Source organism: Propioniciclava tarda (assembly GCF_900182665.1).
Taxonomy (GTDB): domain Bacteria; phylum Actinomycetota; class Actinomycetes; order Propionibacteriales; family Propionibacteriaceae; genus Propioniciclava; species Propioniciclava tarda.
The window spans coordinates 127,950-152,180 of sequence record NZ_FXTL01000004.1 but is presented as its reverse complement, the minus strand read 5'-3'; the positions used below and the strand labels follow the sequence as shown (position 1 = coordinate 152,180).

Annotated in this window: 20 protein-coding genes; 14 read left to right on the top strand and 6 right to left on the bottom strand. The window is 69.8% G+C overall.

Translation table 11 applies throughout. The annotated features are described in order from the left end of the window. Window positions 1-208 precede the first annotated feature (208 nt). A complete protein-coding gene (gene pdxR, locus FN821_RS05365; RefSeq protein ID WP_131171511.1) occupies window positions 209-1,609 on the bottom strand; it encodes a MocR-like pyridoxine biosynthesis transcription factor PdxR in 1,401 nt (466 codons plus the stop codon). Between the two features lie 122 nt (window positions 1,610-1,731). Between pdxR and pdxS the strand changes: the two genes are divergently transcribed. From pdxS to FN821_RS05345, 4 genes are all read left to right on the top strand, one after another. Next, entirely contained in the window at window positions 1,732-2,634 is a 903-nt protein-coding gene (gene pdxS / locus FN821_RS05360) for a pyridoxal 5'-phosphate synthase lyase subunit PdxS (protein WP_131171510.1), read from the top strand. A 491-nt stretch (window positions 2,635-3,125) separates the two neighbouring features. Beyond that, window positions 3,126-3,749, top strand: a complete 624-nt coding sequence (pdxT, locus tag FN821_RS14625) for a pyridoxal 5'-phosphate synthase glutaminase subunit PdxT (RefSeq protein ID WP_241660106.1) — start codon at window positions 3,126-3,128, stop codon at window positions 3,747-3,749. A 15-nt stretch (window positions 3,750-3,764) separates the two neighbouring features. After that, complete coding sequence (locus FN821_RS05350; protein WP_131171508.1) at window positions 3,765-4,508, top strand: phosphotransferase; 744 nt, start codon at window positions 3,765-3,767, stop codon at window positions 4,506-4,508. Window positions 4,509-4,667: 159 nt separating this feature from the next. Continuing rightward, window positions 4,668-5,213 (top strand): DinB family protein, encoded by a 546-nt coding sequence (locus FN821_RS05345; protein WP_131171507.1) that lies wholly within the window; start codon window positions 4,668-4,670, stop codon window positions 5,211-5,213. A gap of 291 nt (window positions 5,214-5,504) precedes the next feature. Here the strand turns inward: FN821_RS05345 and FN821_RS05340 are convergent, their stop codons facing one another. Beyond that, on the bottom strand, window positions 5,505-6,653 hold the full coding sequence (locus FN821_RS05340; RefSeq protein WP_206662005.1) for a glycerate kinase: 1,149 nt from the start codon (window positions 6,651-6,653) through the stop codon (window positions 5,505-5,507). 163 nt (window positions 6,654-6,816) lie between these two features. On the opposite strand from FN821_RS05340, the gene FN821_RS05335 reads away from it, so the two are divergent. Next, the gene (locus FN821_RS05335; RefSeq protein ID WP_131171506.1) at window positions 6,817-7,287 is read left to right on the top strand and encodes a hypothetical protein; all 471 of its coding nucleotides are present in this window, start codon (window positions 6,817-6,819) and stop codon (window positions 7,285-7,287) included. Window positions 7,288-7,327: 40 nt separating this feature from the next. Further along, the gene (locus FN821_RS05330; protein WP_206662004.1) at window positions 7,328-9,958 is read left to right on the top strand and encodes an ATP-dependent DNA ligase; all 2,631 of its coding nucleotides are present in this window, start codon (window positions 7,328-7,330) and stop codon (window positions 9,956-9,958) included. Window positions 9,959-10,056: 98 nt separating this feature from the next. On the opposite strand, the gene FN821_RS05325 is transcribed toward FN821_RS05330, so the two are convergent. Together FN821_RS05325 and tdh are read right to left on the bottom strand one after the other, a co-directional pair. Further along, window positions 10,057-11,256: a glycine C-acetyltransferase gene (locus tag FN821_RS05325; RefSeq protein WP_131171505.1), complete on the bottom strand. Its 1,200-nt coding sequence runs from the start codon at window positions 11,254-11,256 to the stop codon at window positions 10,057-10,059. A 61-nt stretch (window positions 11,257-11,317) separates the two neighbouring features. Further along, complete coding sequence (gene tdh, locus FN821_RS05320) at window positions 11,318-12,355, bottom strand: L-threonine 3-dehydrogenase (protein WP_131171504.1); 1,038 nt, start codon at window positions 12,353-12,355, stop codon at window positions 11,318-11,320. Between the two features lie 286 nt (window positions 12,356-12,641). On the opposite strand from tdh, the gene FN821_RS05315 reads away from it, so the two are divergent. Further along, the gene (locus FN821_RS05315) at window positions 12,642-13,202 is read left to right on the top strand and encodes a carboxymuconolactone decarboxylase family protein (RefSeq protein WP_131171503.1); all 561 of its coding nucleotides are present in this window, start codon (window positions 12,642-12,644) and stop codon (window positions 13,200-13,202) included. Between the two features lie 10 nt (window positions 13,203-13,212). After that, window positions 13,213-14,013, top strand: coding sequence for an NAD-dependent protein deacetylase (locus FN821_RS05310; protein WP_241660105.1), 801 nt, complete (start codon window positions 13,213-13,215; stop codon window positions 14,011-14,013). A 71-nt stretch (window positions 14,014-14,084) separates the two neighbouring features. On the opposite strand, the gene FN821_RS05305 is transcribed toward FN821_RS05310, so the two are convergent. Beyond that, window positions 14,085-16,103, bottom strand: coding sequence for a bifunctional metallophosphatase/5'-nucleotidase (locus FN821_RS05305; protein WP_131171501.1), 2,019 nt, complete (start codon window positions 16,101-16,103; stop codon window positions 14,085-14,087). 129 nt (window positions 16,104-16,232) lie between these two features. Next, window positions 16,233-17,315, bottom strand: coding sequence for an NADH:flavin oxidoreductase/NADH oxidase (locus tag FN821_RS05300; RefSeq protein WP_131171500.1), 1,083 nt, complete (start codon window positions 17,313-17,315; stop codon window positions 16,233-16,235). A gap of 163 nt (window positions 17,316-17,478) precedes the next feature. Between FN821_RS05300 and FN821_RS05295 the strand changes: the two genes are divergently transcribed. The 6 genes from FN821_RS05295 to FN821_RS05275 all read left to right on the top strand — a co-directional run bounded on the left by FN821_RS05295 (window position 17,479) and on the right by FN821_RS05275 (window position 24,231). Then, window positions 17,479-18,594: a sensor histidine kinase gene (locus FN821_RS05295; protein WP_131171499.1), complete on the top strand. Its 1,116-nt coding sequence runs from the start codon at window positions 17,479-17,481 to the stop codon at window positions 18,592-18,594. 34 nt (window positions 18,595-18,628) lie between these two features. Next, window positions 18,629-19,282: a response regulator transcription factor gene (locus FN821_RS05290; RefSeq protein ID WP_221929113.1), complete on the top strand. Its 654-nt coding sequence runs from the start codon at window positions 18,629-18,631 to the stop codon at window positions 19,280-19,282. Window positions 19,283-19,360: 78 nt separating this feature from the next. Beyond that, window positions 19,361-19,537, top strand: a complete 177-nt coding sequence (locus FN821_RS14200) for a hypothetical protein (RefSeq protein WP_165489251.1) — start codon at window positions 19,361-19,363, stop codon at window positions 19,535-19,537. 294 nt (window positions 19,538-19,831) lie between these two features. Continuing rightward, entirely contained in the window at window positions 19,832-20,878 is a 1,047-nt protein-coding gene (locus FN821_RS05285; RefSeq protein ID WP_131171497.1) for a ferredoxin reductase, read from the top strand. Window positions 20,879-20,888: 10 nt separating this feature from the next. Then, a complete protein-coding gene (locus FN821_RS05280; RefSeq protein ID WP_131171496.1) occupies window positions 20,889-22,052 on the top strand; it encodes a fatty acid desaturase family protein in 1,164 nt (387 codons plus the stop codon). A gap of 292 nt (window positions 22,053-22,344) precedes the next feature. Further along, the gene (locus tag FN821_RS05275; protein ID WP_131171495.1) at window positions 22,345-24,231 is read left to right on the top strand and encodes a 2-oxoacid:acceptor oxidoreductase subunit alpha; all 1,887 of its coding nucleotides are present in this window, start codon (window positions 22,345-22,347) and stop codon (window positions 24,229-24,231) included.

The window sequence follows — 24,231 nt, the reverse complement described above, 5'->3', positions numbered from 1 at the left end:
GGCCTTGGTCCGCGCTGGGCTCAGGGTGGTCAACCCGGATTTGCGCACTCTCAACGACCCAGTTCGGCGCGGTTCATGCGCACGAGCCCACTGAGAGTGCGCAGAATCGGGTTGCGGCCCACCTTTCAAGCCCTGCTATCGCTGGCTGAGCTTGTCGAAGCCGCACACTCTCGAGGGGCTTCGACGAGCTCAGCCAACGGCTTACCCCCTAGATCACCGGGTCCTCAGATGACAACACGTCCCGGATCGTCGCGAGGCCAGCGGCCAGATCGGCGTCGGAGGGTCCGCCGAAGCCGAATACGAGTCCCCGACGCGAGCCGCGTCCGGCCCAGTAGTCGCTCAGCGCCGAGACCGCCACGCCGCGCTCGGCGAGGGCCTGGATCACGGACGCCTCCGGCCGATCGTGCTCGACGACCGCGTGCAGGCCGCCGTCCATGGGGTAGACGCGCACGTCCGGTAGGTCGCGCAGCGCGCGCACGACCTGGGCGCGTCGGCGGCGGTAGAGGTTGCGCATGCGCTGGGTGTGGCGCCCGAGGGCGCCGGACGCCAGATAGTCGGCCACGGCCCGCTGCGTGACGAGGTTCACCGGCTGGCCGACGTGCGACCGGGCCTGTGTGACGGCGTCCACCAACTGCGGCGGCACGACGAGATAGCCCGTCGCCAGCGCCGGGGTCAGCGTCTTCGCGAACGTGCCCAGCAGGGCCACGCGACCGGCGGCGTCCAGGGCCGTGAGGGCGGGCAACGGTGCCGAGGTGTAGCGCAGCTCGGAGTCGTAGTCGTCCTCGACGACCAGGACGCCCCTCGCCGAGGCCCATGCCAGCAACTGCTGACGCCGGTCGATCGGGAGCGAGCCGCCGAGCGGGTATTGGTGGCTCGGGGTGACGACGATCAGGTCCGGGGGGTCGTGTGGCAACGTCGCTGTGACGAGGCCGTGGGCGTCCACCGGCAGCGGACGCACGTCGACGCCGGCGCCCGTCAGCACCCGCCGCAGGGAGGGAAAGCCCGGGTCCTCGACGCCGACGCTGCGGGCGCGGGTGGCGGTCAGGAGCAATGCCAGCCCCTCGCGTCCGCCGGCCGTGATCGCGACCTCGTCGGGCGGGCGCACCACGGCACGCATCCGGCGCAGGTGGTCGGCGATGGCGGCGCGCAGGGGCGGCCAACCCAGCGCGGGCAGGCCGACGTCCACGGGGGCGTCCGCGGCGCGGCGCCACGCCGCCCGCCACGCCGGACCCACCACCCCGGACTGCATCGGCTGCCCCGGACGCAAGTCGATCAGCGGCGGCCGGGCCACCGGCATCTCGACCCCCGGCGGGGCTGGCGAGGAAGGCTCCGGATGCACCTCGTGCAGCCGCGGATTCACCGTCGTCGACCGTCCCGCCGCGCCGTCGAACCACCCCTCCGCGAGCAGCTGGTCGTACGCCGTCACGACGCTGCCCCTCGAGATGCCCAGATGGGACGCCAGCGCGCGAGTGCTCGGCAGGACGTCCCCGGGTCGCAGGACGCCTTGCGCGAGTAGCGTCCGGAGCTGGGAAACCAGCTGGTCGGGGAGCGGCGCGTCGGCGTCCCGCTGGACAGCCAGCGGCAGGGTGACCTCGCGTTGCGTCCGCATGACCTCCCTCGGCTCCTCTCCCTCGCTTTCGACCGGACTCGGCACCGTTCCAAACTGGACCAACACCAACCGTCCATTTCCGGACCTGCAACCGGACCAGTATCACGCCAAACTAGACCCTCGTGACCACTTCGAACACCACCGGCACCCGACTCGTCAAGCGCGGACTCGCGGACATGCTGAAGGGCGGCGTCATCATGGACGTCGTCACCCCTGACCAGGCCAAGATCGCCGAGGACGCCGGCGCCGTCGCCGTCATGGCGCTCGAGCGCGTGCCGGCCGACATCCGCTCCCAAGGCGGCGTGGCGCGGATGAGCGACCCCGATCTGATCGCGGGCATCATCGACGCCGTCTCGATCCCGGTGATGGCGAAGGCCCGCATCGGGCACTTCGTCGAGGCCCAGGTGCTGGAGTACCTGAAGGTCGACTACATCGACGAGTCCGAGGTGCTTTCGCCTGCTGACTTCGTCAATCACATCGACAAGCACGCCTTCACGGTGCCTTTCGTGTGCGGCGCGACCAACCTGGGCGAGGCGCTACGGCGCATCACCGAGGGCGCGGCGATGATCCGCTCCAAGGGCGAGGCCGGCACCGGCGACGTGTCCGAGGCGACGAAGCACATCCGGACGATCCGCCGCGAGATCGCCAACCTCCAGGCCACGTTCCTCTCCGATCCCGAGGAGCTGTACGTCGCCGCCAAGAACCTGCAGGCGCCCTACGAACTCGTTCGCGAGGTCGCCGAGACCGGCGAGCTGCCCGTCGTGCTGTTCGTCGCGGGCGGCGTCGCCACCCCGGCCGACGCCGCGATGATGATGCAGCTCGGCGCTGACGGCGTCTTCGTGGGCTCGGGCATCTTCAAGTCGGGCAATCCTGCCGCCCGCGCCGCCGCGATCGTCAAGGCGACGGCCCAGTTCAACGACCCGGCCGTCATCGCCGAGGTCTCGCGTGGACTCGGCGAGGCCATGGTCGGCATCAACGTCGCCGACGTCCCCGCCCCGCACCGGCTCGCCGAGCGCGGTTGGTGATGCACCAGTTGGACGCCGACGGCACGGCTACGGCCGCGCCCGGGCTGGCGCTAGGAACGACCTCGGAGGGGACCGGCCACACCGCCCCGCCGCGACTGGGTGCTCAGACTCCCGGTTCTCCGGAACAGCCAGCACCCAGTCGAGCGTCCGGAGGCCACACCCGCTCGGCCGCTAACCCGGCCCCGCCACGACTGGGTGCTCAGACTCCCGGTTCTCCGGGACACCCAGCACCCAGTCGAGCGTCGGGAGGCCGACGCCCACGGCTGGGGGGAGGGCTGCCCAGCTCCCAAGGTGGCGGCGATCGTGCGGCGGCCATCGACGGCGAGATCGTCGCGCCCGGACCCGACGAGCGGCCCCAGTCGCGCACGGCCAAGGGCAAGATCTGGGATCCGGCCTCCTTGGGCATTGAGCACCGGACCACTGCGGGAACGGGTCGCGAACACCCGGGTTTAGCGCGCAGTGCATCGCACGAAACCGCGTCGACGGGATTCGTGGCGGAGTTGTTGTTGTCAGGGAACAGCAAGTCCGCCACCAAGGCTCGCACCGTCGGCGTCCTGGCGTTGCAGGGCGGCGTCCGGGAGCACGCCGAGCTGCTGTTCGGCCTGGGCGCCCGCGTGACCTACGTCCGGACGGCGAAAGACCTCGTCGGACCCGACGGCCCCCGCGTCGACGCGCTGGTCCTGCCGGGCGGTGAGTCGTCCACGATCGACCGGCTGCTCCGCATCTTCGACCTCTTCGAGCCCCTGCGCGCCACGATCGCGTCCGGCGTCCCCACGCTGGGCACCTGCGCCGGACTCGTCCTGCTCGCCAAGACCGTCCTCGACCCCGCCCCCGGCCAGCAATCGCTCGGACTGCTCGACATCGACGTCCGTCGCAACGCGTTCGGCTCGCAGGTCGACTCGGCCGAGGTCGACCTCGACACCGCGGACGGCCCCGCCACGGTCGCCTTCATCCGCGCCCCACGGGTCGACCGCGTCGGCCCCAGCGTCCAGGTCATCGCGCGCCGTGGGGAGGCGACGGTCGGCGTCCGACAGGGAAACATCACCGGCATCGCGTTCCATCCGGAACTGACCGGAACGACGCTCTTCCACCGAAACCTTCTCGGCATCGCGTGAAGTAGAGTCGCGTCCGTGGTCGAGCCGGTCGAGAAGCAGCTGAAGGGCGGCAACACCACGCCCGTGGCGCGGCTGGGGGAGCAGGTGCTGCGCGAGTCGGGCCCGTGGACGGCGACCGTCCAGAAACTCCTCACGCACCTGCGCGACCAGGGCATCGACTGGTGCCCTGAGCCGCAGGGCTGGCACGCCGATGGACGCGAGTCGCTCACCTACCTCAAGGGCAAGGTGCCCACCTACCCGCTTCCGGACTGGGTCTACGACGAGGCCGTCCTGACCACCGCCGCCACCTGGCTACGGCAGTTGCACGACGCGACCGTCGGCTTCGACGCCCCAGCGCATGTCTGGCGCGCGGCCCGCCACCAGCCCGCCGAGGTGGTCTGCCACAACGACTTCGCGCCCTACAACTTCGTCTTCCGCGACCGTCAGCTGGTCGGCGTCATCGACTGGGACTTCGCCTCCCCCGGCCCCCGCCTCTGGGACCTCGCCTACCTCGCCTACCGGCTCGTGCCCCTGATGGGTCCCGACAACCCGGACGCGCCGACCGCGTCCTACAACCTCATGGGACGCCTCCGCCTCCTGCGCGACACTTATGGCTCGGACGCCTCCACGCAAGACATCCTGCGGATGGTCGTCACCCGCCTCGACGACCTCGCCGACTTCACCCGCGGCCAGTCCAAGAGCACCGGCAACACCGAGTTGCTCGACCACGTCCGCGGCTACGAGACGGACGCCGCCTTCCTGCGCACCCTCGTCAGCTGAGTTCTCCCGTTCGGACGCCGTCGCGCGACCCTGATCCGCTCGACCCAAAGCGCCGCTCCCGACACGGTCCTCGTCACCCTCAACCTCTTCTGGACGCCGAATCGACCCTCCGGGCTCGCTGAGAGTGACCAAAACCGGGTTGGCGCCTAGCCTCAGCCCATGGATGTTGTCATCGACGACCAGGGCCGCCCGGAACCCCCCACCTCAGCCGGCGAACTGGACACCCTCCTGGGCTTCCTGGACTTCCAGCGCGCCACGCTCGAGTGGCGCACGCGCGGGCTGGGCGACGACCAGCTCCGCACCCCGCATCCGCCGAGCACGATCACCCTCGCGGGACTGCTCCACCACCTCACCTACGTCGAGGACTACTGGTTCGCCACCGTCGTCGCCGAGCAGCCCTCCCCCGAGCCCTGGGCGTCCGTCGACTGGACGAGCGATCCCGACTGGGAGTGGCACGCCGCCCCCACCAAGTCCGGCGACGAGTTGCGCGCCTTCTGGGCTTCGCGCGTGGCGGCGTCCAATCGTCTCGTCGGACGCCTGATCACAGCGGACGCCGACGCTCTCGACCGCACGCACCCCGCCTGGGGCGGACGCGGCGCGGTGTCGCTGCGCTGGGTGCTGGTCCACATGATCGAGGAGTACGCGCGACACAACGGCCACGCTGACCTGCTGCGCGAGGCGATCGACGGCGAAACCGGAGAGTAGGCCAGCACTGGCGCTGATTGAGCTTTGTCGAGGCGGCCTCCTCAAGGGCTTCAACAGGCTCAGCCACCGGATGTCGCACGGACGCAGAAGCGGCTTCGACAAGCTCAGCCAGCGAGCGCCAATGATCGGCGATCACCAACTCCCGAAACCACCCAGCCGCAGCAACCGACCGAGATCGCGACAGGTCCGCTCGCATGTTCCGCGGCCAGCCGCCAACACCTCACCCACCGGCGCCGCCGGATCCACGATCGGGACTACCGCGTCGAACCGCGCGCCAGTGATCAGCGTCCCCTAACGCCCGAAGCCACCCAGCCGCAACAACCGGCCCACCTCGCGACAGGTCCGCTCCACGTTCACCGGACCAGCCGCCAACACCTCGTCCAGCGGCGCCAACCGATCCACGATCGGGATCACCGCGCCGAACACATCCGCCAGCGTGTCGGCGCCATCCCCGAGGCAGCCGGCCACCGCTATCACCGGCACCCCCGCCGCCCGCGCGATCTGCGCGACCCCGAACGGGGTCTTGCCGCGCCGCGTCTGCCCGTCTACCCGCCCCTCACCGGTGACGACCAGGTCGGCTCCGGCGACGGCGTCCACCAGTCGGGCCTCGTCGATGACGATCTGGACGCCGCGGCGCAACTCCGCGTCGGTGAAGGCCAACAGCCCGGCGCCGAGGCCGCCGGCGGCGCCGGACCCGGGGACGCCAGCGACGTCCCGCCCGAGATCCCGGCGCACCACGATGGCAAAGTGGGCGAGGGCCGCGTCCAGCTCGGCGACCACCCCCGGTGATGCCCCCTTCTGCGGACCATAGACCGCGGACGCCCCCGCCGGACCGCACAGCGGATTGTCCACGTCACAAGCCACGTTGATGGCCAGCCCGGCCAGTCGGGGGTCCGCGCCGGACGCATCGATCCGGTGCAATCGGGCGAGAGCCGCGCCTCCGGAAGGAAGCTCGCGGCCCTCGGCGTCCAACAGTTTGAAGCCGAGCGCTTGCGCGAAACCGGCGCCGGCGTCGTTGGTAGCGCTGCCGCCGATCGCGAGGATGAGCGACCGGACGCCGCGCTCCAGGGCCGCGAGGACCAGCTCGCCCGTGCCACGCGTGGTCGTGACGCGCGGGTCGCGCTCGAACGGCGGCACCAGCCCGAGGCCGCTCGCGGACGCCATCTCGACGACCGCCACACCATCGGGAAGCAGTCCCAGTTCAGCCTCCACCGGACGCCCCAGCGGGCCGGTGACGGTGACCCGCTCGATGCGTCCGGCGCGGGCGTCCACGAGCGAACGCAGCGTGCCCTCGCCGCCGTCCGCCATCGGGACGCGCACGAACCGGGCTGCTGGGAAGGCCGCCCGGAATCCGGCCTCCATCGCCGCGCAGACCTCGGCGGCCGTCATCGACTCCTTGAACGAGTCGGGAGCCAGGACGATCCGCGGCGACGTCTGCACGGGTGCTCCTCAGGGGTAGGCTGCGACAAAGACCAGCGACGGCTGGTTCGATTCAGATTAGGCCAACGCACCCAGGCCGAGGCAGCGTCCAGCTCGTGTGCTGCCCGCGCGGAGGACGCGTGCTCAAGGCATCATTGAGTCGACTGCCCTGACAGGAGTGACCGTGACCCAGCTGCCCCGACGCGCCGTGTCGGCGTCGCCGGCGTCGCCCGAGTCGCCGCAGTCCCCCGAGTCGCCCGGCACGCAGATCCTTCCGGCGCGCGCCCTCCTGGCGCCGCCTCCGAACGTCATCGATCGGACGCCGTCGCGCGCGTTCGTCGAGCGGCAGGTTCCCCCTGCGACCGGGCCGGTGGGGTTCGCCGACCTGGCGTCCGGCGTCCAGGCCTCACCGCGTCGGGCGGCTTCGGAGGCGTCCGGAGGTGAAGGACGGCACGTCCCGCGCCGGGCTGACCCGAGTGACTACGTCGTCGAGGATTCGGCGCTGCTGACCACGCCGATCCCGGAGCCCCCGGTGCTGCCGCGCAGCGCGTCGTCGGCGGACGGGGTGGTCCGCTCGGGGATCTCCCCCGACCAGCAGGGCCGGGACGCCAAACGCTGGCTGCCCCGCCCGCTCCGCCACGAGCGGCGTCCCTGATCGCTAGGGAAAACGCGTCCGTTAGCCCAGACTGGACGCCGTGGCAGCGAAGGCGTCCCAGATCGAAGTAGGCGGACGGACGCTGCGCGTCACCAACCTCGACAAGGTGATGTACCCGGCGACCGGCACGACCAAGGGCGACGTGATCGCTTACTACCAGGCGGTCGCGCCGTGGATGGTGCCGCACGTGGCCGGCCGGCCGGCGACCCGCAAGCGGTGGGTACACGGGGTCGAAGGCCCGGCCTTTTTCACCAAGAACGCCGACTCGGGGACGCTGGAGTGGATCCGCACCGTGGGGATCGAGCACAGCCGCGAGACGCTGCGCTACCCGATCATCGACGACGCCGCGACGCTGGTGTTCATGGCGCAGTTGGCAGCCTTGGAGATCCACGTGCCCCAGTGGCGGTTCGGACGGGAGGCGTCCGGCGTTGGGCTGGCCGACGTTGGGGACGGAGCGGACCTGCTCACGGCGCAGCACCCGGACCGGCTCGTGCTCGATCTCGACCCCGGCGAGGGGGCGGGGCTGGAGGAGTGCGTCACGTTGGCGCTCATCGTGAAGGAGATCCTGGACGGGGTCGGGCTGGTGTCGGTGCCGGTGACCTCCGGGTCGAAGGGCATCCACCTGTACGCCGGACTCGACGGGCACCTGACGTCCGGCGAGGCGTCCGAGTTCGCTCGACAGCTGGCGGTGGCGCTGGAGGGCTCGCATCCGGACCTGGTCGTCTCGGACATGAAGAAGGAGCTGCGCGGCGGCAAGGTGCTGCTGGATTGGTCGCAGAACAACGGTTCCAAGACCACGGTGTCGCCGTACTCACTGCGCGGACGGACCCTGCCCCACGTCGCGGCTCCGAGGACGTGGGACGAGATTGGTCCGGGGCTGAAGCAGCTCAGCTATCTGGAGGTTCTGGACCGGCTGCACACGATCGGTGATCCGCTGGCGGTGCTCCTGCCGGGCCACGGAGATCTCATCAACAGGTCGATCCCTGAGCCTGTCGAAGGGACGTTCCCTGAGCCTGTCGAAGGGACGTTCCCTGAGCCTGTCGAAGGGCTGGGTCCGAAGGCTTCGACAAGCTCAGCCAACGGTTCCAGCGGCACACCCGCCGGGGCGATCCCGGAGCCAGCCGTAAGGTCGGCGTCCGATCGGCTGAGCACGTACCGCTCCATGCGGGACGCGGCCAAGACGCCGGAGCCCGTCCCAACGGCGGCGCCGACGCCGCGGGACGCTCAGACTTTCGTGATCCAGGACCACCACGCCCGCCGCCACCACCACGACATCCGGCTGGAGCGCGACGGCGTCCTCGTGTCGTGGGCGGTGCCGAAGCTGACGCCGCTGGTGCCCAAGGTCAACCACCTCGCCGTGCAGACCGAGGACCACCCGCTCGAGTACGCCACGTTCTCCGGGACGATCCCGAAGGGCGAGTACGGCGGCGGCGAGATGTCGATCTGGGACTCCGGCACGTACGAGCTCGAGAAGTGGCGCGACGGACGCGAGATCATCGTCACGCTGCACGGACGCCACGACGGCGGGCTTGGTGGCGTGCCGCGGACCTACGTGCTCATCCACACCGCCCACGGCGACGAGAAGAACTGGCTGATCCACCTCAGAGCGGACGCCGACCCTGCGATCCCGGGCGCGAATCCGGAACAGCGTGGTTCTCGATCCTCAAATTCGCCCCACATCGACCCGACATCGGCATCGACAACCACGCCGTACCCGTCTCCGGCTCCATCAACCGACCCGCTGCCCACCTTCGACCCGATGCTCGCCACGGCGGCGTCCGAGAGTGAGGTCCGCGGCGAGGACTGGCATTTCGAGGTCAAGTGGGATGGCTACCGCGGCATCGCGACGGTCGCCGGCGGCGTCCACACCATCAAGACCCGCAAGGGTCAGGACTACACCGCCACCTACCCCGAGCTTGCCGAGTTGGTCGAGGTGGTCGGCGACCACGCGGCGGTGATCGACGGCGAGATCGTCGCACTCGGACCCGATGGGCGCTCCCACTTCGAGCTGCTGCAGAACCACGGACGCACCGACGCCGCCGCCCACTACATGGCGTTCGACCTGCTCTGGCTGGACGGCGAGTCTCTGATCGACAGCCCCTACACCGAGCGACGCGCCGCCCTCGAGGCGCTGCTGGGCAACGGCGGACGCTTCGTCCACGTCCCGTCCACGTTCGGCACCGACCGCGAGCTGGCTTTTACGGCGTCCAAAGAGGGCGGCCTGGAGGGACTGATCGCCAAGCGCGCGTCCAGCACGTACGCGCCCGGACGCCGCAGCCGCAGTTGGCTGAAGCTCAAGAACGTCCGCCACCAGGAGGCCATCGTCGTCGGCTGGAGCCCGGGCGAGCGCGGACGGGCGGGGACGGTCGGGTCGCTGCTCCTGGCCGTCAACGAGGGCGGACGCCTCGCCTACATCGGACGCGCCGGCAGCGGCTTCACCGACCGCGGGCTCGCGGAGGCCCTGGCCAAGCTGCGTCCGCTGCACCGGGACACGCCGCCGCTCGACGGCGTCCCGCGCCTGGACGCGCGCGATGCCCACTGGGTCGAGCCGACCCTGGTCGGCGAGGTGTCGTTCACGGAGTTCACCTCGGCGGGCACCCTGCGGCACCCGGTGTGGCGAGGCTGGCGTCCGGACAAGGACCCTGCCGACGTCGTCCGCGAGGTCCCGTGACGATGTGCCCGCCGTCCGTACCCCGGCCCGGACGCTTGGGGCCTGGTCTGCCTGAGCACGCAGCGTAGGTGCGTCACGGGCCCGGAGTTGGCTAGGGCTCAGCCCACGGCGTCCCGGGCGGCGACGAAGGCGTCCACGCAGGCCCGGACGTCGGCGTCCGAATGGGCTGCCGACAGCTGCACCCGGATGCGCGCCTTGCCGCGCGGCACGACCGGGAAGCTGAACGCGATCACGTAGACGCCGGCCCCCAGCATGTGGTTCGCGATCGAGGTGGCCAGCCGGGCGCCGTCCTCGCCGGGGAACATGATCGGCGTGATCGGATGCGGCCCGATCGTGCTCGGCGGGTTCACCTCGAAGCCGGCCTCGGTCATCAGCCGTCGGAAGAGCGCCGTGTTGTCGAAGAGCCGCGCGCGGGCGTCCGAGCTTGTCGCGGCCAGGTCGAGCGCCTTGAGCGAGCCGGCGACGACCATCGGCGCGACCGAGTTGCTGAACAGGTACGGACGCGACCGCTGCCGCAGTAGGTCCACGATCTCTTGGTGCGCGGCGACGTACCCGCCGGACGCCCCACCCAGCGCCTTGCCGAGCGTGCCCGTGACGATGTCGACGCGATCCCGGACGCCGAACAGCTCCGGCGTCCCGGCGCCGGTTGCGCCGACGAACCCGACCGCGTGCGAATCGTCGACGAACACCAGCGCGTCGTAGGCGTCCGCCAGGTTGCAGATCTCGACCAGCGGCGCGTAGGTGCCGTCCATCGAGAAGACGCCGTCCGTCACGATGACCCGACGCCGCGCGGACGCCGCCGCCTTCAGCTGCGCCTCGAGGTCGGCCATGTCGGCGTTGCGGTAGCGGAACCGCTGGGCCTTGCTCAGCCGGACCCCGTCGATGATGGACGCGTGGTTCAGCTCGTCGCTGATGATCGCGTCCTCTTCGCCGAACAGCACCTCGAAGACGCCGCCGTTGGCGTCGAAGCAGGACGAATAGAGGATCGTGTCGTCCGTCCCGAGGTAGTGCGAGATCGCCGATTCGAGCGCCTTGTGCTGGGTCTGCGTGCCGCAGATGAACCGCACGGACGCCATCCCGAAGCCCCAGTGGTCGAGCGAGTCGCGGGCGGCGGCGACGACGTCCGGGTGATCCGCGAGGCCCAGGTAGTTGTTGGCGCAGAAGTTGAGGGACGCGCCCGCGGTGGTCGCGATGCGCGCGTCCTGGGGGGTGGTCAACTCGCGTTCGCGCTTGTAGAGCCCAGCGTCATCGATCTCGGCCAACGTGGCGGCCAACTGCTCGCGGACGGTTCCGTACATGAGGGTCCTTCCCATTGATGGCGGAATAGGTCTCGCCTGGCGATACCTATTCCGCCAGAAATCAGCTCCAGTCGAGGATGACCTTGCCGCACTTGCCGGCGCGGGCGGTGGCGAAGGCTTCTTCCCAGTCCTCGGCGGCGAACTTGTGGGTGATGACCGACTTCACGCGCTCGCGGAACACGTCCGAGCTGTGCAGCATCGAGTTCATCAGGTACCAGGTCTCGAACATCTCGCGTCCGTAGATGCCCTTGATGGTGATCATGTGGGTGATGACGCGGCCCCAGTCGATGGCGTAGGGGCCGTGGGGCAGCCCGAGCATGGCGACGCGTCCGCCGTGGTTCATGTTCTCGAGCATCTCGGCGACCGCCTGCGGCGCACCCGACATCTCCAGGCCGACGTCGAAGCCCTCGACCATGCGCAGCGACTTCTGGACGTCCTTGAGCCGCGTCGTCGACGAGTTGACGCACAGGTCGGCGCCGGCCGCCTTGGCCAGCTCAAGCCGGTAGTCGCTCAGATCGGTGACGACCACGTGCTTGGCGCCCGCATGCTGCGCGATGGCGGCGGCGATGCAGCCGATGGGGCCGGCGCCCGTGATCAGCACGTCCTCGCCGATCATCGGCCACTGCAGCGCGGTGTGCGTGGCGTTACCGAGCGGATCGAAGATCGCGCCCAGGTCGGGATCGATGTCGTCCGGATGCTTCCAGACGTTCTCGACCGGCATCACGACGTAGTCGGCGAAGCACCCGTCGCGGTTCACGCCCAGCCCGATGGTCCGGATGCACTGGTGCTTGCGTCCGGCGCGGCAGTTGCGGCAGTAGCCGCACACGATGTGGCCCTCGCCCGAGACGTGGTCGCCGACCTTCAGCTCCTCCACCGACGGCCCGACCTCGACGATCTCGCCGTAGAACTCGTGCCCGATGGTCTGCGGCAGGTGCATCTGGGACGCCGCCCACTCGTCCCACTCCTGCAAGTGCAGGTCGGTGCCGCACAGTCCGGCACGCAGGACACGGATCTTTACGTCCCATTCCCCGCACGTCGGCTCGGGACGGTCGATGAGTTCGAGGCCTGGTCCGGCCTTCAATTTCGCTAGCGCTCGCACCGTTCCATCCTGCCCGACCACAGCGGACGGATGCCGCCCATCACCGAAAACTCGTCTCGCATCCGGCACATGGACGCCGAATTCTCGCGTCCGCTCGCCGTCCCGCGGCGGATCCTGTCGCCGCCATCGGACGCCGTCGCGCGCCCCTTCCTGCCGGGCACACGCCCACCCGGACCGAAGAACGAGCCAGCCTCCGGCCCCACCCACGCCCGACTGGGTGCTCCAACTCCCGGTTTTCCGCAACAGGGAGCACCCAGTACGGCCCGTGGACGCCACACTGAGCAGCATGGACGCCCTGATCCGCGAGCCCCGCCGTTTCAATCCGCTGCTGCGCCTGGGCGTCTGGGCGTCCGAGCGCGTCACCGGACGCCGCATGCAGCCCGCCCGCCTCCTCGCCTGGTACCCCAAGGCCGCGATCGGCGCCGGCGTCCTGGAGACGCTCGTGGCCCACGACGAGCCGTCGGCGCGCATCCTGAAGCTGGTCCGGGTCACCGCCTCGCTCACCACGAACTGCCCCTTCTGCGTCGACATGAACAGCTTCGAGCCGGACGCCGCTGGCGTCACCGACGGCGAGCTCAGCTCCCTGCAGCGCTGGGTCGGCGACCTGGACGCCGAGCTGGCGGCGTCCCTCGACGAACGCGAGCGGACCGCCATCGCCTACGCCCGCGCCATCTCGTCGACCCCGCTCGACTTCCCGCCGTCGCTGAAAGCCGACGTGACCAGGCTCTTCACCGAGCGCGAGATCGTGATCCTCGCCACGACAGCGGCGCAGGTGAACTTCTGGGCCCGGACCATCCAGGCGCTCGGCATCCAACCCGCCGGCTTCTGCACGATCCCGACCGCCTAATCTGGCGCCCGTGCACGACGCGTCCGACCTCGCCGCGCTCCTGTCCGGACGCCGCTGGCTCGCCCTGACCGGCGCCGGCATGAGCACCGACTCGGGCATCCCGGACTACCGCGGCAACGGCTCGCGTCCGTACAACCCCATCCTCTTCAACGAGTTCCTCAAGCGACCCGAGGAGCGTCGCCGCTACTGGGCCCGCTCGATGCAGGGCTGGCGCAGCTTCGGCGTCGCGCAGCCCAACGCCGGTCACCTCGCGCTCGCCACCCTGGGCGCTGCGGTCATCACCCAGAACGTCGACGGACTCCACCAGGCCGCGGGCAGTTCCGACGTCCTCGATCTGCACGGACGCATCGACTCCGTCGCCTGCCTCGAGTGCGGACGCCTCAGCCACCGCGCCGCGCTGCAGCGCCGCCTCGAAGCGGCCAACCCGGGCGTCGACGGCACCATCCCCGCCGGCACCGCCGAGGTCCGCCCCGACGGTGACGCCGCGGTCGACGACTGGCACGACTTCGTCGTCGTCGCCTGCGAGGACTGCGGCGGCGTCCTCAAGCCCGACGTCGTCATGTTCGGCGAGTCCGTGCCGCCGCCGAGGGTGGCGGACGCCTACGCGCGCGTCGACGCCGCCGAGGCGCTGGTGGTCCTGGGCAGCTCGCTGACCGTCATGTCCGGGCTGCGGTTCGTCCGGCACGCCGCCCGCCACGGGACGCCGATCGCGATCGTCAACCGCGGCGCGACCAGGGCGGACGACCTCGCCGACGTCCGGCTGCACGCGGGGACGTCCGAGACGCTCACCGCCCTCGCAGACGCCTCATAAAACCACGCCGGGCCCCGCACTCGAAGGTGCGGGGCCCGGCGACGGCGTCCGATGATCTGACGCCGATCGGCCTACTTGACGGCGATCGGCACGGTGACGAGCGTGCCGGTCTGGTCGGCGACCAGCGTGATCGTGTGCCACGGGGTCTTCATGCCGGACTTGAAGTCGCGGCCGAGCAGCCGCACCGTCACCGACGACTGACCGACGCGCACCGGCACCGGCGACGCGTTCACCGTCGCCGCCGCGATCGGCGACGTGGCGAAGGACGACACCTTCTTGCCGTCGGCGTACACCGTGAACGTGGTGTCGACGGGCGTCCCGAGGCTGGTCATGACCAGGCCCTGCACATCGAGGACCGTCGGGGTGTCGATCGGGATGCGGGTCGGCTGCCCGATCACGGCCACGGCCTGCTTCGCGTAGCTGGGCGTGACCGGACGATGCGTCCCGAGCCAGTTGATGAAGGAGTCGCTGTCGATGAGACCGGAGTCCTTGCTGTTGGTGCCGTCCCGGAAGGCCGTGAAGTTGTCGCCACCGGCCGTCAGGAACGAGTTGGTCGCGACCCGATAGGTCTTGGTCAGGCTCAGGGCCTGGCCGTCGATGGTGACCGAGGTGATGCGGTCGCCCACGGCCTTGTTCGGGTCGTAGGTGTAGGTCACGTTCTTTGACAGGCCCAGCTGCAGGTACGGACGCGACGAGCCGGCCGGCTGCCACTGCTGCTCGAGGACGGCCTTGAACTGCGCGCCCGTCAGGTCGATCGACTGCAGGACGTTGGCGAACGGGTTGATCATGGCCGCCTCGGCGAAGGTGACCTGTCCGTCGACGGTCTCGTCGCCGGACTTGGCGAACTTGAGGTCCCGCCGGACGCCTCCGGGGTTCTGGACGCCGATGTCGGCGTAGCCGTAGGCGGCCTTGTCGAGAGTCTCCTTCCACACCTCGGCCTGCAGGTTCGACAGCGTGGACTCGGACGCGCGGTCCTCGCTGGGCCCAGTGGGCGTCGAGACGTAGGCGCGCGTGATGTCGGCGGTGATGGTGCCGACCACCTTGGCGCCCACGACCTTCGCGTAGGAGACGGCGTCCGTCACGACCTTGGCGGCGGCGACGTACTGAGGGTCGGCCAGGCAGGCGGCGGTCGGCGCACCCGGGATGACGTTGGTGGCCCTGTACTGGACAAGCTTCTTGTCGGCGCCGAAGCCCAGCTGGACCTGGCCGAGGGCTTGACCTGTGGCTCCGGTCTGCAACACCGGACGCGTCCCGGTGCCGCCGGGGACGGGAGCGTCGTAGGCGTAGCGCTGGTGGGTGTGGCCGTTGAAGATGGCGGCCACTTTGCCGGACGTGTCGTTGACGATGCGCGCGAAGTCGGTGCTGGCGGCGAGCTCGTCGGCCAGCGGCCGGTTGCTCACGGCGCCGTTGTGGTACTCGGCGATGAAGACGTCCGCCTCACCGTTGGCCTCGACGCCGTCAGAGAGGCGGTCGACGACCCGGTTCACGGCCACGACGGGGTCGCCGAAGTCGAGTCCCGACACGCCCGTCGGCGCCACGAGGCTCGGCGTCTCGGCCGTCACCGCTCCGATGATGGCGACCCGCAGGCCGTTCACGGTGAGCTGGGCGTACTCGGGCAGCGCGGGGGTCGTGGTGCCGCGCTGGTAGACGTTGGCGCCGAGGTACTGCCAGGCGGCCCGCGGCATGGCGTGACCGGTCAGGTCGCCGAAGCCCTTGTCGAACTCGTGATTGCCGACAGCGGACGCCTTGAGTTCGAGCGCGTTGAGATAGGCGATGGTCGGCTCGTCGAGGGCGACCATGGACGCGAACGTCGAGCCCCCGATCAGGTCGCCGGCGGCGACGAGCAGCGTCTTGTCCTCGCCGAGAGTGGCCTTGGCGGTCTCGACCGAACAGGCCAGGTTGCGTCCGTTGACGCCGTCCAGCCCGGTGTCGAAGGCGCCGTGGAAGTCGTTGAGGTTGAGGATGTTCACCTGGGTGAGGCTGGGGTCCAGCGTGGTGACCTTGTCGGCCGCCAGGGCCGGGGTGCTCAGACCCGAAAGCAGGAGTATTGCGCTGGTACCCAGCGCAGCGGTCGTCGTACGTCGCCCCATGAGGGCTCCCTCCGTCGCGGTTGACGAGCGCGCGCGACGTGCGCGCCCGTCTTGACGCTAGGGGAGTGACCGAGGGTCGACCTCAGTCGAAAGTACCTAACAGTTCACCGCGCTCGACGGACGCCCCCGTCATGACGCGCTCGGCCAGGCCCGGACGTACGGCACCGGAGCGAGCCCCGCAGCGTCCCCACCTCGCGCGGCCAACGCCTGCACCGGCAGGTAGGGGTTCCGCAGCGCTTCGCGTCCGAACAGGACGGCGTCCGCCGCGCCGGACCCGATGATCTCGGACGCCTGCGCCACCGTCGTGATCAGCCCGACGGCCGCAGTCGGCATGCCGGTCGCCCGCACCTGCCGCGCCAACTCCACCTGGTAGCCCGGCCCGACCGGGATGGACGCCGGCGCCACCCCGCCGGACGACACGTCGATCAGGTCGACGCCGCGCGCCGCCAGCTCGGACGCCAGCGCGCACGACTGCTCCACGTCCCAGCCGCCCTCGACCCAGTCGGTCGCCGAGATGCGGACGAACAGCGGACGCCCGTCCGGCCAGACCGCACGGACGGCGTCCGTCACCTCCAGCGTCAGCCGCAGCCGGTTCTCCAGTGAGCCGCCGTAGGCGTCGGTTCGCGTGTTGGCTAGGGGCGACAGGAACTGGTGCAGCAGGTAGCCGTGCGCCGCGTGCAACTCGATGACGTCGAAGCCGGACGCCGCCGCGCGCGTCGCCGCGTCCGCGAAGTCGCGGACGATGCCGGCGATCTCGTCGCGGGTCAGCTCGTGCGGGACGGCCAGCCCGGGAAAAGCGGACGCCGACGGCCCGAGCGTTTCCCAGCCGCCGTCGGCCACCGGCAGCGCCCCGTCGGGTCCGCCCGGACGCATCGGCCGCGTGGACGCCTTGCGTCCGGCATGGGCCAGTTGGACGCCGATGGCTCCGCCGAGCCGGTGGGCTTGGTCCACGATCCGCGCCCAGGCCGCGGCCTGGGCGTCCGACCACAGACCTGTGTCGGCGGGGCTGATGCGTCCGGCGGGGTGGATCGCGGTGGCCTCGGTGATGATCAGCCCGAACCCGCCGGCGACCCGCGCAGAGTAGTGGGCGAGGTGGAAATCCGTGGGGACGCCATCGCCGGCGTCCACCGAATACATGCACATCGCGGGCACCCAGAGCCGGTTGTTCAGGGTGAGTCCGCGGAGGGTGAGGGGGTCGAAGGGGTCTGTCACAACGGGGATTGTCTCAGACGACGAGCGTCGCGGTGGATTGGTACTTTCGTACCGTCTTCGTTCGAAGTACCGCCAACCTGGGTGAATCCTTCGATTCCGTTGGGATACTCAACGCGTGGCGTCACCCAGCCCCGATCGGCGCAGCCTCCTCGAGCGTTGGCGCTTGAGGCTGCCCGCGCTGCCGCCCGGAATGGTCGAAGTGGTGTGCGCCTCCCTCGTGGCTCTGATGCCGATTTTGACCTACACCCAGCACAAGGAAGATCGGCTCGGTTTCACCCTTGAGCTCTGTCTATGTCTGGCTGCCGCAGTGGTGGGGCGCTGGCCCATGCCGGCGACCCTGGTGGCCGGGCTGATCATGGCGGCCATCCTTGCCCTGCCGATGGATCAGCAGCGCCCTGGGCTTCTCGTCGCGCTGGTCATCGTGGCGTCGTTGGGAGCCAAAGGGCTCGTCTGGCCGCGCACGATGATGGCCGTCTGGTTCGTCGTCCTCATCGTTGTCACGGAGAACACACCCCCGCAGCCGACGTCGAAGGCCGTCACCGGCATCATCGGCTACCTGGTGCTCGTGGTGTTCGCCGTGGCGATCGGCGAGGCCATCAGGCGCATCTCCGCCGAACGCGCCCAGAGTCAGGTGGATCGCACCGTGGCCGTCCAGGCGCAGCGCCGCAGCATCGCCCGCGACCTGCACGACACGGTCGCGTACGCCACCACCTCGATCATCCTGCGGGCCGAGCAGGCCAAGCTGCGCGGGGTGAGCGATAAGGAGACGCTCGCGGACCTCGACTACATCATCAACGCGGGGCGCAACTCGATGCGCGACCTTCGCGGCATGATGGAGACCCTGCGCCGCAACGAGCCCGAAGGCGCGGACTCACCCCGCTCCCCGTGGCAGATCGCCCAACTGACTGACGTGTTGGCTGAACGAACCACCGAGCTGCGTTCTCATGGTTTCCACGTCACCAGCCACATCGACGGCGACCCACTGACGCTGCCGGAGTCGGTGCGTGAAGCGCTGGGCAAGGTCGTGGTCGAAGCGACCTCCAACATGGTCAAGCATGGCGACCCAGGGAGCCCCGTCAGCATCATGGTCGAGGTTGGCGACCAGGACGTGGAAGCCGTCTTCATCAACCGGCCGAGCAATGCCGGCTCCAAAGTCCAGTCTGCCCAGTTGGGCCTTGTCGGGGCGCGTGAAAGAGTTGAGGCTTTGGGGGGCGAAGTGCACGTGGCCAGCGAGAGCCCAGACTGGGTCGTCCGCGTGCTGATCCCCCTGGGAGGCTGACGTGGGAAATGGGGCTGGGAACGGTCCTGTGCGCGTGATCATCGTGGACGACGACGCCATCGTGCGTTCGGCCCTCGGGGCGTACGTGGGCGCGTCGCCGGAGCTGACCGTGGTGGGCGCCTACAGCGACGGGTCCGAGGCGGTGGCGGCAGTCAGCGCGCCGGGGTTCGGCGTGGACGTGGTGCTGATGGACGTCCGCATGCCGGTCATGGACGGCATCACGGCCACCGAGCAGCTGCGGGCCGGGAACCCCAACGTCAAGGTCCTGCTGCTGACGTCGTTCGACGAAGACGACTACATGATGAATGCCCTCAAGGCCGGGGCGTCCGGCTTCCTGCTCAAAGACGCCTCCCCCAAGGCCCTCGTGGACGCCGTCCTGGCCGTCCACAACGGAACGACCGTGATCTCGCCGGAACCGTTGGGGCGACTGGTGCGCGGCAAGTCGGCGGCAACGCACCGGCAAATCCCTCAGCCGCCGCGCAAAGTCGACCTCAGCGGCCGCGAGCTCGACATCCTGCGCGAGCTCTGCCATGCCCACAGCAACGCCGAGATCGCCGAGAAGCTGTATTTGTCGGAGTCGACCGTCAAGACGCACGTCTCCGCGATCATGTCGAAACTGTTGGTGAATTCGCGGCTCAAGGCCGTGGTCCGCGCCTACGAATGGGGCCTCGTGGACCGTGAGTCTTAGCGACAGGGGCACGCGTCCCCCGTGCGAACACGGAGAAAACCTCATAGGATCCGCCAAGATTACGTACCAGGAGACGCCATGAAGAATGCAAAAAAACTATTCGCCGCTAGCGCTGCCGCTCTCGTCTTGACCGCGGGGATCGCCAGCCCGGCCAACGCTGCGCCCAAGTCGGTCGCCCCGGCCCCCTCGTCCGGCGCCACCACCAACGCCAACTCGTTCTGCCTGTGGTTCCCCTGGGCTCCGTTCTGCCGCTGATCCGCTAGGACCCTAAACCGCTGGGGCGACGCCGTAGGGCGTCGCCCCAGCGCCTTTCCACAACCCCCGATCGCTCCGCGCCGCCCGGGTTACTGACTCCCACGCCCCTCTCCCCCGAGCGCTCGCGCCTCGGACGCCCGCCGCGAACCCGAGCCCACTCCAGCGGCGCCGCCGCATCAACCGACGCGCTCATCGTCGGGGGCTTTGCTGGACCAAGCCCGCGGACGGGTCCGGCCGTCGGGTACCCTGGCAGCACTACCTACGCCACCGTAGGTTTTTCGCGCGAGGATCCGGATGCCGAAGGCCAACACCTTGACTCGGCTGGCGTCCGCTCTGACCTACCCGCTGCGCCTGGACGACTTCCTGGCCGTCATCGATCCGCGGCATTCCTCACGCCAGCTGCGCGCGGTGGTCACGAAGGTGACGCCTGCGGCGCCTGGGGTCGCCACCCTGACGCTCCGTCCCGGGCGCGGATGGCTCCCCCACATGGCCGGGCAGTGGATGCGCGTCGGCGTCGACGTCGGAGGCGTCCGGCAGTGGCGTCCGTTCACGATTTCATCGCCGGAGGGCGAGGCGCCGTCGATCACCGTCGGGGCGGCCGGCGACGTTTCGACCAAGCTGGTGAACGACACGCGGCCCGGAGATGTGGTGTTCATCGACCAGCCCGAGGGCGACTTCTTGCTGCCGGCGCCCCTCACCACCCCCCTGCTGCTCGTCGCCGGCGGCACGGGCGCCACCCCGATGTACGCCCTGATCTCCACCCTGCTCGCCCGGCTTCCGGACGCCGATGTCGTCCTGCTCCAGGCCTCCCGCACCCCGCAGGACGCGATCTTCGCCGCCGAGTTCGCGGCCCTGGCGTCCCGTCATGAGGGCCTGAAGGTCATCCACTGGCACAGCCGCGAGTCCGGACGCCTCAAGCTCGCGGCGTCCATCGACACCTTGGTGCCCGACTGGCGCGACCGCGCGGCGTACGTCTGCGGCCCCACCAGCCTCATCGCGGACGCGGAGGCGTTCTGGTCGGACGCCGGCCTGCCGCTGACCGTCGAGCGGTTCACGATTCCGCGGATCGTCGACCCGGACGCCGTCGGCGGCACGGTCACGTTCGCGAGGGCCGGTCAGACCTTGGACGCCCCCGGCGCCAGCTCGCTGTTGGAGGTCGGCGAACGGGCCGGAATCGAGCTGCCCAGCGGCTGCCGGATGGGGATTTGCCGGACGTGTCTGAAGACCCTCAAAGACGGCCAGGTGCGCGATCTCGTGACCGGCTCCCTCACCGGCGAGCCCGGCGAACACATTCGAACCTGCGTGTCCGCTGCTGCGGGCGACGTCACCCTGGACGCGTGAGGAGCGCCCGATGACCCTGGCCATCCTGGAAGCCACACCGCGGACTCGCGCGTCGGCGTCCGCTCATCTGAGCCCCGAGCAGATCGCCGAACTCGGCCGCGAACTCGACGCGATCAAGGCCGAGATCATGGCGTCCCTCGACGAGAACGACGCCCGCTACATCCGCAGCGTGATCACGGCGCAGCGGGTGCTGGAGGCGTCCGGACGGATCTGCCTGCTCTTCGGCGGGCAGCCGGTGGCCTGGGCCGGCGGCGTCGGCATGCTGAGCGTGGCGAAGATCCTGGAGAACATGGAGATCGGCCACAACGTCATCCACGGGCAGTGGGACTGGATGCGCGACCCCGACATCCACTCCACGACCTGGGAGTGGGACGTCGTCGCCCCCGCCGACGGCTGGAAGCACACCCACAACAACCTGCACCACACCTGGACCAACGTCCTCGGGCGCGACGACGACGTCGGCTACGACATTCTCCGGGTCACCGAACGGCAGCCGTGGTCGCCGAAGGCGGTCTTCAACGTGCCGCTGAACATGGTGCTGGCGCCGTTCTTCGAGTGGGGCATCGCGATCTACGGCCTTGAACTGCCGGACGCCCGCGAGGGCAAGAAGTCGAAGCAGGCGCTGCGCAAGGACGTGCTGGCGTTCCTCAAGAAGGCCGCCCGGCAGGTCGGTAAGGACTACGCCGCGACCCCGCTGCTCGCCCAGCTGCTGACCGGCTCCGGCCTAGCCTCGCTCGCTGGAACGGCAGCGGCAAACCTGGTCCGCAATCTCTGGACGCACGCCGTGATCTTCTGCGGCCACTTCCCCGACGGCGTCGAGGCGTTCGACGAGGCGTCCGTCGAGGGCGAGACGCGCGGCGAGTGGTACGTCCGGCAGATCGCCGGCTCGGCCAACATCGACGGCGGTCCGCTGATGCACCTCATGACCGGCAACCTCAGTTACCAGATCGAGCACCACCTGTTCCCCGACATGCCGTCGAACCGCTACGCCGAGGTCGCGCCGCGCGTCCGAGCGCTGTGCCAAAAGTACGGACTGCCGTACGTGAGTGGTCCGATGCTGCGGCAGGTCGGGCAGACGTGGCGGTCCATCGGACGCCTCAGCCTCCCGGACAGCCTCCGCGCGCGTCTGTCGCGGCGCGGTTCGGTTCGGGCGCGTCCGATCATCGTGTCCTGATCCATCGGACGCCGACCCGAGTCGACCGGAGGGTTGGCGTCCGAGGTCAGAACGGTGGGATGGTCTCGATCGCCGGACGCCGCCCCCGGCGTCGGCTTGTTCGCCGGGCCCCGACCGGCCCTGGACCCGCGCGTCTGGCGCCCGCGGTGTCCAGTAACTGAACTATCACGACATCGTCAAATCTCGCCCGGCGTACGGTTTGACTTTGTATGGTGATGGCCCAAAGGGCACCAAGGTTGGGCCCGAGCCAGAGCCAACGGCGGTGTCGGCAGAGTTAGGCGGTTGAAGGCCCATGACCACCCACGAAGTTCAGCAGGTCCATCGGATCGCGGTGCGGTTCTCCGGTGACTCCGGCGACGGCATGCAGCTGACCGGCGACCGCTTCACGTCCGACACGGCGCTGTTCGGCAACGACCTGGCGACGCTGCCGAACTACCCCTCCGAGATCCGCGCGCCGCAGGGCACGCTGGCCGGCGTCAGCAACTTCCAGCTGCAGTTCGGCGACCACAGAATCCACACCCCGGGCGACAAGCCGGACGTGCTGGTCGCCATGAATCCGGCGGCACTGAAGGCCAACTCGAAGGAGGTGCGTCCGGGCGGGCACATCATCGTGGACGCCGACACCTTCAACAAGCGCGCCCTCGACAAGCTCGGCTACGCGGACGACCCGCTGACCGACGGCACGCTGGGCGACTTCTACGTCCACGCGGTGCCCATGACATCGATGACGCTGGCGGCGCTGGAGGAGTTCGACCTGTCCAAGAAGGACAAGGAACGCTCCAAGAACATGTTCGCGCTCGGCCTGGTGAGCTGGCTGTTCAGCCACTCGCTCGACTCGACCAAGGCGTTCCTCACCAGCAAGTTCGCGAAGAAGCCGCACGTGCTGCAGGCCAACGTGGCCGCACTCGAGGCCGGCTGGACCTACGGCGAGAACACCGAGGTGTTCGGCGTCCGCTACGAAGTGGCCCCCGCCACGATGGAGGCCGGCGTCTACCGCAACATCACCGGCAACACCGCGACGGCGTACGGCCTGGTCATGGGCGCGCACCGGGCTGGGCTGCAGCTGGTGCTGGGGTCCTACCCGATCACGCCGGCCACCGACATCCTCCACGCGCTCAGCCAGCTCAAGCGCTACAACGTCATGACCATGCAGATGGAGGACGAGATCGCCGGCATCGGGGCCGCGCTCGGGGCGTCCTTCGCCGGAAAACTCGGCGTGACGACGACGTCAGGTCCGGGCATGTGCCTGAAGAGCGAGTTCATGGGACTGGCCGTGATGACCGAACTGCCGCTCGTCATCGTGGACGTCCAGCGCGGCGGCCCCTCGACCGGCCTGCCGACCAAGACCGAGCAGGCCGACCTGCTGCAGGCGCTGTACGGACGCCACGGCGAGTCGCCGGTGGCCGTCATCGCGGCCCAGTCGCCGGCGGACTGCTTCGCGGCGGCGTACGAGGCCTGCGCGCTGGCCATCAAGTACCGGCACCCGGTGATCCTGCTGACCGACGGCTACCTGGGCAACGGGTCCGAGCCGTGGAAGCTGCCCGACGTGTCGACCATCCCGGCGATCACCCCCGACCTGGCCACCGCGCACAACGCCGTGGACGCCAAGGGCGAGCCGACCTTCCACCCGTACAAGCGCGACCCGCAGACGCTGGCGCGTCCGTGGGCGGTGCCCGGGACGCCCGGCCTCGCGCACCGCATCGGCGGACTCGAGAAGGCGGACGGGTCAGGCGTCATCTCCCAGGATCCGGCCAACCACGACCGCATGACGCGCCTCCGCGTGGAGAAGGTCAACCGGATGGTGGCCGACATCCCCGACCTGGCGGTGACCGACCCGACGGGCGAGGCCGACCTTCTGATCCTCGGCTGGGGCTCGTCGTATGGGCCGATCACGGCCGCCTGCCAGAACCTGTGGGAGAGCGGCGTCCCGGTGGCGCAGGCGCACCTGCGGCACCTGAACCCGCTGCCGAAGAACACGGGCGAGGTGCTGCGCCGGTTCAAGCGGGTCGTCGTGCCCGAGATGAACCTCGGCCAGCTGTCGAAGATCCTGCGGGCCGAGTTCCTCGTCGACATCCAATCCGTGACGTCGGTGCGGGGCCTGCCGTTCGCGGTGCCCGAGATCGAGGACCTGATCAACCAGCACGTGGCCGACCTGGCCGAAACCTTGCAGGAGGCCTGA

Bases quoted from the DNA above. Each gene is read 5' to 3' on its own strand.
- pdxR (WP_131171511.1), bottom strand. From the start codon at position 1,609: ATGCGGACGCAACGCGAGGTCACCCTGCCGCTGGCTGTCCAGCGGGAC.
- FN821_RS05285 (WP_131171497.1), top strand. From the start codon at position 19,832: ATGCCGAAGGCCAACACCTTGACTCGGCTGGCGTCCGCTCTGACCTAC.
- FN821_RS05345 (WP_131171507.1), top strand. From the start codon at position 4,668: ATGGATGTTGTCATCGACGACCAGGGCCGCCCGGAACCCCCCACCTCA.
- FN821_RS05280 (WP_131171496.1), top strand. From the start codon at position 20,889: ATGACCCTGGCCATCCTGGAAGCCACACCGCGGACTCGCGCGTCGGCG.
- FN821_RS05275 (WP_131171495.1), top strand. From the start codon at position 22,345: ATGACCACCCACGAAGTTCAGCAGGTCCATCGGATCGCGGTGCGGTTC.
- FN821_RS14200 (WP_165489251.1), top strand. From the start codon at position 19,361: ATGAAGAATGCAAAAAAACTATTCGCCGCTAGCGCTGCCGCTCTCGTC.
- FN821_RS05325 (WP_131171505.1), bottom strand. From the start codon at position 11,256: ATGTACGGAACCGTCCGCGAGCAGTTGGCCGCCACGTTGGCCGAGATC.
- FN821_RS05305 (WP_131171501.1), bottom strand. From the start codon at position 16,103: ATGGGGCGACGTACGACGACCGCTGCGCTGGGTACCAGCGCAATACTC.
- FN821_RS05315 (WP_131171503.1), top strand. From the start codon at position 12,642: ATGGACGCCCTGATCCGCGAGCCCCGCCGTTTCAATCCGCTGCTGCGC.